A 10,963-nucleotide genomic window follows, 5' to 3' on the forward strand; every position below is an offset into this window, starting at 1 on the left:
AATATTATGGATGATCGATTTCAATTAAATAAATGTCACGCTTGGCAGGAACAGGCATATCCCAATCAATCATCCTGATATTTTCCAGACGCCAAGCCCAGTACCCTGCTGCCCAATATGTCGCCTGCGCTTGGTCTACCTCTGTTTCAGTCCATGCATGAACGTCATATACATCGACCATCGCCACTGCACGTCCAATATCTTCATCTCCGCTTTCATGTAAGTAGCGTTGATTTTCCACGATCACTAAATCTTTTAAAGGCAAATGTTCGGGCTGCCATGAGCGGACTTCAAGCGTTTTAAGCCCACAAGCAATGTTCGAACCAGATGGCGCAACAATCGACAAAGCCGAGTAGCATTTTTTCATAGATCACTGATAAAAAAAGGAGCGTAACGCTCCTTTTTAAATTTATGCTTTAGGCTTATCTTCAGCCGCTTTTACGCGAATACCCGCACCTTTGACTTTCAAAGTATTCAGGCCTTTAATCGCTTTTACAGCTTCACGACCATTTGGCATTTCGACAAAACCAAACCCTTTCGATTTACCTGTGCTTGCATCCATAACAACAACAGCAGACTCTACTGCGCCAAATGGTTTAAACAGTTCAACCAATTCTGCTTCAGTAACTGAACGCTCTAAGTTACGTACTAAAATTTTCATTCAATCTTCCAAATAGACAGCATCATCAAAAAGCATTTGTCTATTTTGCTTTTTAACTTGCGTGTAAATCACGTCAAAAATCTATTTTAATCGAGATCGATACCAAAATCTAAATTAATCGATTTTCTTTCGATTAACGCACTTTTTACGGTTTGCTGACGGGTTTTATAATGTGTTTCCAAACTACATAGGTTTCGAGTTAAATCATTCATAAAGTAACTTTCTACTTTACGCCCTTGCTCATCGACAGTTTCACGCGCCCAGTGGTTCAAGTTTTGCTTAGTCAAAATCAATTCATTTTGCGCACGTGTCAGCGCCACATATAACACCCGACGTTCTTCTTCCACTTCATCGAAATTACCTTGGGCACGTGCATGCGGATATTGCCCTGGTGTGACATTCGCCACATAACAGACTTTTTGCTCCGTTCCTTTTGCCGAATGAATGGTAATTAAAGTCACGACATCACTATCTGATTGCCGTTCAATTTCAGAAATAGACACAGGATCGAGCACATACTCTTCAAGAAATTCACTGAGCTGTGTATGCTTTGATGCCAGTTGTTTCACCAAATCAAAATCCCCGACACGGCGGTTCCAATCTTTTTTATAGTTTTCTTCCAGCTGCTCAGAAATCGCTTGAACAGCCAAGCTTACACATTCTTTGACTTGATCTTTCAACACCGACATTTGCTTCATCATCAGAATCGCTTGATCAGGTACTTTGCCAAACTTTTCCAACTTGGTTGCAATGGCTTGCATTTCTGGCTCGAGTAAAATCTGCTGCGATAACTTACTCGCACCTACATCACCCACACCATTCCACAAGGTTAAAAAGCGCATCCATGCAATATCATCTAAAGGATTGGCCACTACACGCAATACACTGAGTAAGTCTTTTACATGGGCTGTTTCAAGTAATTTCATGCCGCCAATAAAGCGATACGGCACGTTTGCGGCAATACAGGCCGCTTCAATATGACGAGCAGCAAAGCTTGAACGCACAAGCACCATATGATCCGACCATTTGCTGCCTTCGAGGTAATGGCGCTCTTTAATATCAATGGCAATCCATTTGGCTTCATCAAACTCATTCGGGAAAATATGCATTTTCGGCTTAATCCCTTCACCACGATAGGCATCTAGGCGTTTGTCATATTTAATTTCACTTTCATCCAACAACCAATTCGACAGATCTAAAATTTCTTGGGTTGAACGATAATTTTTTTCGAGTTTGAAAATCTGTGCGTCGGGTACACGCTCTTTGAAATGATGAATATTTTCAAAGTCTGCACCACGGAAGCCGTAAATGGACTGTGCATCATCGCCGACACAGAACAAGCTGACACGTTCTTTTAGTGGCTCAAGTAACGCCCATTGCAGCGGATTGGTATCCTGCATTTCATCAACCAACATGTGGCGACAAATTGAAGCGACATAATCGACCAGTCCATCTGATTCCGCCAAGGCTTTCGCCACAATCGCCAAGATATCGTCATAATCTAAAAAACTACGCGCACGTTTACGAGCTTCGTATTCTTTCATGATATCCGCGATTTGATCTTTTAACGCAAAGTACTCAGGCATTTGCTTTTCCATGGCAATGCTGAGTTTTTGACGCGTATTCCGCGCAAAAGAATATAGGTCACAGAGTTCTTTTGGCTTGGGTAAGTGATTGGGGTTTTTCTTATCATCACGGCCACGAATCAGGCGGAACATCATGAGTTGATCATCACGATCAATAATCGAAAACTGTTCTAGACCAAAGGCTTTTGGAATACGGCGCAAGAGGTACATACAAAAGGTATGAAAGGTTGATGCACGTAACCCTTTGGCTTGCTCACCTAGAGCCAACTCCACACGAGCGACAATTTCACTGGCAGCACGGCGAGTAAAAGTCAAAATTTGAATTTGATTGGCAGGCACGCCTTGATCAATTAAATAGGCAGCACGCGCCACGATGGTTTTGGTTTTACCACAACCTGCTCCTGCCAAAACCAAGCTATGCTGTGCTTCTGTTGTTGCGGCTTGTTTTTGTTGAGGATTTAATTCATCAATCAGGTTGGCTAAACTCATGGTTTCTCATCATTTCATGGATAGGTATAGTTTAGCAGATTGAAAAAAAATACATGTTAATGTAGGATCAAAATTACAACTAGAAAAAGATAAGTTTATGAAAAATTTTAAGCTAATTAGCCATTTCCTTCAGCCAGTTTTATTACTTTTAATATTTACAAATCATCCATCTTACGCAAAAAAATTGACTCAAACTGAATTTGATCACTTGATAAGTAAAAATAATCAGAAAGGAATTCAACTCCATGATGATCTAGCTGTAGCTCTAATTTCTGGCAATCATAAGCTTATATCCGATAATTTATGTGCAACTTATAAAATGAGTAAAGCACAATATGAAATTGCTTCAGAGAATTCTGAATTATTAAAAGCGAAACGGGCAAAAGAAAATGCAATAGAAAATATAAAAAACATTGAAAATATAATTCCAAAAAATCAAAAACCAATGGAAAAATATTGCAAAGATTCTCAACCAAATTAATCATATTTTCTAACTATGATTATCCTAAAACTCGCTAGATGCATTCATAAATTTTACCTTGATTTTTATTTCAAACATCTCATCACATTTCGACAGCAATGTTCCAAATTTAGTTCCGCATTTTTTAATGCATCTTCCAACTTACAATCTGGTGGATTAATCCCAACAATCTGTGTGAAACCTAAATCATAGAGTTCTGCTATCCCCTCACCCACTAGACCAGTAAAGGCGATCACAGGTTTATTAAACTTTTTTGCAACTTGCGCCACACCAAATGGCGTTTTACCGAACTTAGTTTGATGATCAATTTTCCCTTCACCTGTCAGCACATAATCTGCCTGTGCTATTTTTTCATTCAACTGACATTGTTCAATGACCAATTCCACACCTGATTGCATCGATGCACCTGCAAAAGCCATCAACCCAAAACCTAATCCACCAGCAGCGCCTGCACCTACTACATCACGTAAAGTACAACCCAGTGTCGCTTCAACGACATTAGCATAATGACTGAGGTTCTGATCTAACTGACGCACCATCTCCTGCGTTGCGCCTTTTTGCGGGCCAAAGATATGGGATGCGCCATTATCACCACATAGTGGATTAATGACATCGCTGGCAATGATGATCTCTGTGTACGTTAAACGTGAGTCGAGCTGCGTCAAATCAAGACTGTTAATTTGATCCAGATAACCACCACAAACTGCTATTTCGAAGCCATTTTCATCTAAAAATTGCGCCCCCAAGGCCTGCGCCATACCTGCACCGCCATCATTGGTCACACTCCCACCCAAGCCAATGATAATTTTACTTACTCCGAAGTCTAGAGCAGCCTTGATCATTTCGCCCGTACCATAAGTTGACGTCAATAAAGGATTTCGCTGAACAATATCGACAAGATGAATACCATTGGCTTTTGCCATTTCAATCACCGCAGTTTTTCCACCGTCAATCAAACCGAAATACGTCGTCACACGTTGATTGGGCAAAGGACCTGTAAGCGCTATCGTCACTTTTTGGCCGTCGCAAGCACTGAGTAACGCATCTACAGTTCCCTCACCGCCATCTGCCATTGGCACAGCGATGACATTTGCATCTGGTATGAGCTTTAAAATTGCACGCTGCATCGCGTCACAGGCTTGTTGAGCACTCATACTTTCTTTAAATGATGAGCACTCATACTTTCTTTAAATGAATCGGGCGCAAGAACAAAAGTGGTCATCTAAATGCTCAAAATAAAACTTGTCCTCAACCATAACGGTTTTAAAATAGCAGGTATATCTAAAAACATCAGAAAGGTTCGAAATGTCACGAATCAACCTAGGTCAGTCTGCACCTGAACTGTATAAAAAAGTTGCAGAACTTGATGCACTGGCAATGCAAAAAATAAATGAGTCTGGCCTAAGTGAAGGTTTAGCCCATTTACTGAAATTACGTGCATCCCAAATCAACGAATGTGCATTCTGTATTCGCATGCATGCACAAGATGCACTTAAAACTGGTGAAAGCATTGAACGTATTAGCCTACTCAATGCATGGCGTGAAACTGCGTACTACGATGAAAAAGAACGTGCGGCTTTAAGCTTGATCGAAGCAATTACATTGATTGCCGAAGGCCAAGTTCCCGATGCAGTTTATGAAGATGCTTTGCCCTTTTTAACAGATGATCAAATCAGTGCCGTGGAATGGCTGGCTATTGTGATCAACACATGGAACCGAATTGCAATTAGTAGCCGCTATAGCGTTAAACCTTAACGGGTTGTACACATTAAAAGTGAATAAAAAAAAGAGTGCCTCAGCACTCTTTTTTTATTTATCAGATCCGCAAGCAGCTTACTGCTCTGCCGAGCTTTTCGGCACTTCACGTCGAATATAAGAAGCCAAAGTAAGGTAGTTGACCCCTTGGAATAAAATATCAACCGCCAAGAATAATCCTAATACCCAAAATGGCGCATCAGGCGACATCAAAATGATCACACCCGTAATCAAGGTCAATAGACCTGAAAATAGTGTCCATCCCCAACCTTGAAATGCTCGAAATAGCACAGCATTAAAGATACGAATGACCCCTGCAATGATCAAAATAATCGCCAACAAATTGGTCAGGACAATGGCCGTTTTGACAGGCGTTGTAAATGCATAATAGCCTGCGACCAAATACAACACACCAAATAGTGCCCAGAACCAGCGGTAGCCGCCTTCAAAAATTTTAAATGCTGCGATGAAGTGAATTACGCCACCTAACATCATCAGCAAACCAAAAATATAAATCACCGTAAGTGTCGCAAATGGCAAGGCTACCAAAAGGACCAATCCGAAGACCACCAATAAAGCACCTAAACCGAGATACCACTTACGGTTTTCATGGAGCTGACTGCGAATTAAATCGTTGCCTACTGTTCTCATGCTTTTTCTCAAGTTATTCGTTATTCAATGGATTATGCAACTTCATGATGAAGAAAAATGAAAGAAAAGTCCAAATCTTATCCACACTGCTGACTTAGACTGTGGATAAGATAGGTTTTATCCACATTATTTTTTCCATCCCACTTCAATCGCTGTGACGTCATTCACCACAGTATCAGCTAAATCTTCAGGCATTTTACTTTGCGTCTGTGAGGTAGGAATATGCCCTGCCATCAGTTCAGCTTTGCTTTGTGGAAACAAAGGCTGCCGCTCAGGTTCTGCATAACCGACAGGAAAAATCGGCTGACCTGTAGCCAAATCATACTTATCAGTTGCACCAAAAGCGTGTAATAACTCATGTGCTAAAACGATTTTATTCTGCGCTGTCTGTTTATTCGATGCAAATAAATTCACCGATCCAATTCGACCATTTTCCAAGGCTGTGGAATGTTTAAGTTCTTTGGTTTGGTTCGGATCGTAATAATTTAGAAAGAGCGTGACACTCGAAACCCCGTCTACATTTTCATGCTGCTGCCAAGCATAGTAGCGGAATTTCAAACTCCATAAGATAACGTCCAACATGCCAGCATCATTGGGTACTTTGGGAGGTAAAACTTTCAGCTCGCGACCTAACTTAAAATACACATAAGTCGGTTGTCCTCGGTATTTCTGTGCCGTCGCTTGTAAATATTTTTGAACATCATTTAAATCATTGACAGAGAGCTGCTGTATATAAGCTTGTGTGCTCTCTCGACCATCTGCATTAATTGGATGTAACAATACAAAGATCGGTTTACTCCAGTCTTGATTTTTGTCTTTATAGGCATTGAATGCGACCACTAGTAAAATCAGCAATAAACACAGTACCCGAATTTTTTTCCACATTTTAAATCGTACTCTGCTTTTTTATCTTTCTTAAATACATTTGACTCATTTCTATTTTTGTTTCAAATAAATTTAGCGTTTTAATTAGTCCAGATAATTTTGCTCGACCGTAGTTTCTAGAATCAAAGTCAGGTTTGACTGCGCTGATATATTGCCCAACCATACTTAAATTAGCCCATCCATTTTCATCCGCATTATCTTTCACAGCTTTATAAATCAAATTTAAAGTGGGTTTATCAATGATTTCAGTGATTGTATTCTCTTTAATCTGCACAGATGGCTTTGGTTCACTTACTTTTATATTTTCAATGACTTCTTTAATTGGTGAATTAATAAGATCTTCTTCAGTATTTTTTAGCTCATTATCTTGCAGTAAGTTTTCAACATAAATAAATTTATCACATGCTTTTTTAAATGCCTCTGGCGTCGACTTTTTTCCAAAACCGTAAACACTTAGCCCATTTTCACGAATTCTAGATGCTAAAGGGGTAAAATCACTGTCGCTTGAAACAATACAAAAGCCATCCAATGCACCTGCGTACAGCAAATCCATCGCATCAATGATCAAAATCATATCCGTTGCATCTTTGCCCTTTGTGTAAGCAAACTGCTGAACAGGTGTGATTGCATGAGGAAGTAAGACTTCACGCCAATTTTTTAAGGTTTCGCTGCTCCAATCTCCATAAACTCGTTTAACACTTGCGATTCCATATTTTGCAACCTCTTCCAACACAGATGGAATAGCATTGGTCGATGAGTTATCCGCATCTATGAGTACAGCAAACTTTTTCGTTTGAATTTCCACTATTCCCCCAATCATTTTTATCATTTAAATTTTGATTAATTCTGACATAAAAAATGCCGACCGAAGTCAGCATTTTATTGATTTTAAAGCTTAAGCCTCAACCCACTTACCGTCTTGGTACACCAAAGACCATTTGGTTTGTTTTCCTTCAGCATTTTCAGAACCAATATATTGCGCTTGGTTCTTACGGCTGAATTTCACCAATGTTGGGTTTCCTTCAGGATCGACATCCGGCGCTTGCAAGATGAACTGATATTTTGCATCCAACTGATCTGCGACAGAACGTAGTTCCGCGACTTTAGGCGCACGAGTTTCACGAACTTTCGGGAACTTACTTGCAGCTAAGAATAAACCTGCTGCGCCATCACGAAGGACAAAGAAGTCATCATGTTTGGTTGAGCGTAAGTGTTCCATTTTTATTGGATCTACACGTGGAGGTGCCGGCTGACCGCTCTTCAACACTTTACGTGTATTGTCACAGCTATTACATGCAAAGTAAGGACCGAAACGGCCTGTCTTCAATTGCATTTCGCCATCACATTTGTCGCACGGAATGGTTGGACCATCATAACCTTTGATTTTGAACTCACCTTCTTCAAGCTCAAAACCAGCACAGTCTGGGTTATTACCACAGATATGTAACTTACGACCGCCATCAATCACATAGCTGTCCATGGCTGTTTCACAGATTGGACAACGTTTTTTCGACATTAAATCTGCTGTTTCTGCCGAGTCATCGTCAGACAATGCAGCCAATGATTCTACAGGTGTCAGGTTTAAAGTTCCCTTACAACGCTCTTTTGGCGGTAAGTTATAACCTGAACAACCCAAGAACACGCCGGTAGTCCCTGTACGAATTTGCATCGGACGGTCACATTCTTTACAGTGCACAGCATCCACTTCTACAGGTAAATTACGGCGCATGCCATTTTCACCCTGAGCTGTGGTTAAGCGTGTTTTAAAATCACCGTAGAAGCTATTGAGTAACTCTTTCCAGTTACGATCACCATCGGCAACTTTATCTAGCTGACCTTCAAGATCTGCCGTAAATGCATAGTTCATCAAGTTATTGAAGTTTTCATCAAGACGGTCTGTCACGATTTCACCCATTTTCTCGGCGAACAAACGACGGTTATCGAGCTTCACATAACCACGGTCTTGAATGGTTGAGATAATCGCAGCATACGTCGATGGACGACCAATCCCTTTTTTCTCAAGCTCTTTGACCAATGATGCTTCAGTGAAGCGCGCAGGTGGTTTAGTAAAGTGTTGCGATGGATCTAATTTTTCAAGCTTGAGTACTTCCCCAACTTTTACAGCAGGTAGCAGTACATCATCATCCGATTTGTTTTGGCCACGCACTTTAGTGAAACCATCAAAGACCAGTGTACGGCCTTTGGCTTTGAGTTCGACGCCATTGGCATTGACTAAAATCGTTGATGATAAATATTCTGCAGGGGTCATTTGACATGCAACGAACTGACGCCAGATCAGGTCATAAAGACGCTGCGCATCACGCTCTACACCCACCAAACTATCGCCTTTTAGCGCTACATTTGATGGACGAATCGCTTCATGGGCTTCTTGCGCACCAGCTTTATTACCATAACGGTTTGGTTTTGCCGGTAAATATTTTTGACCAAACTCAGTTTCAATATGACCACGAACCATATTCACAGCGTCATCACTCAAGAATGTGGAGTCTGTACGCATGTAAGTAATAAAGCCGGCTTCATATAGGCGCTGTGCCAACATCATGGTTTTTTTCACAGAAAAACCTAAACGTGTACTTGCTGCTTGTTGCAGTGTAGACGTGATGTAAGGCGCACTTGGATTAACCTTGGTTGGTTTGTCTTCACGTGCTGAAACTGTGTAGTCGGCATCTTTAATCAAGTTCAGTAAAGCATCTGTTTCAGCTTTATTGTGCAGTTTTAAAGTCTTGCCATTTTGCTTCACCGCTTCTAAGCGGATATCGTCTTTCTTCGACTTGGTATCTGCAAAAACTTGCCAAAACTCTTCTGGAATGAAGGCACGAATTTCACGTTCACGCTCAACCACAAGTTTTACAGCCACAGATTGCACACGACCTGCCGATAAACCACGGGCGATTTTTTCCCATAAGAGTGGCGAGATCATAAAGCCCACAATACGGTCGAGGAAACGACGAGCTTGTTGAGCATTTACTTTATCTGTATCGAGGCGAGAAGGATGTTTAAACGCTTCTTGGATGGCATTTTTGGTAATTTCGTTGAACACCACACGTTGATAACGTGAGTCGTCACCGCCAATCACTTCTTTTAAATGCCAAGCAATTGCTTCTCCTTCCCTATCCATATCCGTTGCGAGATAGACCTCGTCAACTTGCGATGCAAGCTTTTTCAGTTCCGCAACAACATGTTCTTTGCCCGGTAGGACTTCGTACTGTGCCTTCCAGTCATTTTCAGGGTCTACACCCATACGATTAACCAAAGCTTTTTGTGCTTTTTTGGCTTTTTCAGCTTCAGTTAATTTTGCACGAGTTACTGGCTTTTTCTCTGCTGTTTTACTCGAGCCGCCTGTAGGTAAATCACGGACATGACCCACCGATGATTTCACGATGTAATCAGAGCCCAAATATTTATTGATTGTTTTCGCTTTTGCAGGCGATTCCACAATCACTAACGCACGCTTTTTCCCAGCATCGGCAGATTTTGCTGTGGTACTTTTAGATGTGGACCGAGGAGCGTTCGCCATAGTTAACCATCATTCCTGTTTAATAGGTTTTTTAAAATTTAAAGTTCAGCCAATGAATGTAAAAATGCTTTCATATCATCAAGCTGTGTGGCTCTTAAGTCAGATTCTTCGTTCCAATAGAGTCCTACACAGTTTGCCTGCATATCAATAGCATAAATGCCCTTTAATGTAATGGCTAAATCCTTGAACTTGTCATCACCATGCACCAGTTCAAGTTTGTCATCGACCACTAAAGCACGCATTAAAGGCAAACGCGCATCTGGAATCAGCACACTGTAATACGCCACCATACTGGCACGCTTTTCAGATGCCATTGGAATCTTGGTCCAAGCAGGTGCAGCCACTAAACGTGGGTGCAGCCCCATCTTACGCGCCTTCTCGCGCATAATGCCCAAGGCTTTTTCTCTAGGATTTACTCGAAGTCCAAAAATCGACCCAAGTACAAAGACCACAATAAAAACGGTAACCCAGATTCCAGTATTTTCCATAGCACAACCTTTATATTCCTTTATTAGAGTTGCATAAGCGCAATATAAAACGCAAGCATGCTTAATGAATAATATTAGTTAGCAATATCGGGTTATAACTAACTTGCCGTTTACTATTAACCTCTATCAATCTATATTTCCTCAATAATTCTAATGAGTTAATAACATCATCTTCAGGCAAACATCTCTTTAAAATACTAGTAAAACCACTTAAAGATTTAGGAGGAGTATGGTTATTTACATCCATATGAGCGAGTAATTTATTTCTTATCTCAATCAATTTTTGCTCAATAGTTTCAGCAGTTTCAGCAGTTTCAGCAGTTTCAGCAGTTTCAGCAGTTTCAGCAGTTTCAGCAGTTTCAGCAGTTTCAGCAGTTTCAGCAGTTTCAGCAGTTTCAGCAGTTTCAGCAGTTTCAGCAGTTTCAGCAG

12 protein-coding genes are annotated in these 10,963 nt (G+C 40.9%); 2 read left to right on the forward strand and 10 right to left on the reverse strand.

What is annotated here, in order from left to right:
* Nucleotides 1-4: 4 nt before the first annotated feature.
* The 3 genes from FTV50_RS11265 to FTV50_RS11275 form a co-directional block, all read right to left on the reverse strand.
* Entirely contained in the window at nt 5-367 is a 363-nt protein-coding gene (locus tag FTV50_RS11265) for an ASCH domain-containing protein (protein WP_180024454.1), read from the reverse strand.
* Nucleotides 368-409: 42 nt separating this feature from the next.
* A complete protein-coding gene (locus FTV50_RS11270; RefSeq protein ID WP_078189697.1) occupies nt 410-661 on the reverse strand; it encodes an RNA-binding protein in 252 nt (83 codons plus the stop codon).
* A gap of 86 nt (nt 662-747) precedes the next feature.
* Nucleotides 748-2,736, reverse strand: coding sequence for an ATP-dependent helicase (locus FTV50_RS11275; RefSeq protein WP_168377891.1), 1,989 nt, complete (start codon nt 2,734-2,736; stop codon nt 748-750).
* A gap of 97 nt (nt 2,737-2,833) precedes the next feature.
* Between FTV50_RS11275 and FTV50_RS11280 the strand changes: the two genes are divergently transcribed.
* The gene (locus FTV50_RS11280; protein ID WP_111884070.1) at nt 2,834-3,217 is read left to right on the forward strand and encodes a hypothetical protein; all 384 of its coding nucleotides are present in this window, start codon (nt 2,834-2,836) and stop codon (nt 3,215-3,217) included.
* Nucleotides 3,218-3,282: 65 nt separating this feature from the next.
* Here FTV50_RS11280 and FTV50_RS11285 read toward each other — a convergent pair whose 3' ends face one another.
* Complete coding sequence (locus tag FTV50_RS11285) at nt 3,283-4,371, reverse strand: glycerate kinase (protein WP_180024455.1); 1,089 nt, start codon at nt 4,369-4,371, stop codon at nt 3,283-3,285.
* 151 nt (nt 4,372-4,522) lie between these two features.
* Between FTV50_RS11285 and FTV50_RS11290 the strand changes: the two genes are divergently transcribed.
* On the forward strand, nt 4,523-4,972 hold the full coding sequence (locus FTV50_RS11290) for a carboxymuconolactone decarboxylase family protein (RefSeq protein WP_180024456.1): 450 nt from the start codon (nt 4,523-4,525) through the stop codon (nt 4,970-4,972).
* 78 nt (nt 4,973-5,050) lie between these two features.
* On the opposite strand, the gene FTV50_RS11295 is transcribed toward FTV50_RS11290, so the two are convergent.
* From FTV50_RS11295 to FTV50_RS11320, 6 genes are all read right to left on the reverse strand, one after another.
* Nucleotides 5,051-5,623 carry an HdeD family acid-resistance protein gene (locus FTV50_RS11295; protein ID WP_180024457.1) on the reverse strand — a complete coding sequence of 191 codons (573 nt, stop codon included), beginning with the start codon at nt 5,621-5,623 and terminating at the stop codon, nt 5,051-5,053.
* Nucleotides 5,624-5,749: 126 nt separating this feature from the next.
* Nucleotides 5,750-6,508: a hypothetical protein gene (locus FTV50_RS11300; RefSeq protein ID WP_180024458.1), complete on the reverse strand. Its 759-nt coding sequence runs from the start codon at nt 6,506-6,508 to the stop codon at nt 5,750-5,752.
* A gap of 1 nt (nt 6,509) precedes the next feature.
* The gene (locus tag FTV50_RS11305; protein ID WP_180024459.1) at nt 6,510-7,313 is read right to left on the reverse strand and encodes an NYN domain-containing protein; all 804 of its coding nucleotides are present in this window, start codon (nt 7,311-7,313) and stop codon (nt 6,510-6,512) included.
* Nucleotides 7,314-7,403: 90 nt separating this feature from the next.
* Nucleotides 7,404-10,046 carry a type I DNA topoisomerase gene (gene topA / locus FTV50_RS11310; protein WP_180007162.1) on the reverse strand — a complete coding sequence of 881 codons (2,643 nt, stop codon included), beginning with the start codon at nt 10,044-10,046 and terminating at the stop codon, nt 7,404-7,406.
* A gap of 38 nt (nt 10,047-10,084) precedes the next feature.
* Nucleotides 10,085-10,534, reverse strand: coding sequence for a hypothetical protein (locus tag FTV50_RS11315; protein WP_078189705.1), 450 nt, complete (start codon nt 10,532-10,534; stop codon nt 10,085-10,087).
* 61 nt (nt 10,535-10,595) lie between these two features.
* On the reverse strand, nt 10,596-10,963 hold a 368-nt coding region (locus FTV50_RS11320), incomplete at its 5' end, for a hypothetical protein (protein WP_180024460.1).

Origin of the sequence: Acinetobacter sp. YH1901134, from assembly GCF_013416965.1 — a bacterium.
GTDB lineage: Bacteria > Pseudomonadota > Gammaproteobacteria > Pseudomonadales > Moraxellaceae > Acinetobacter > Acinetobacter amyesii.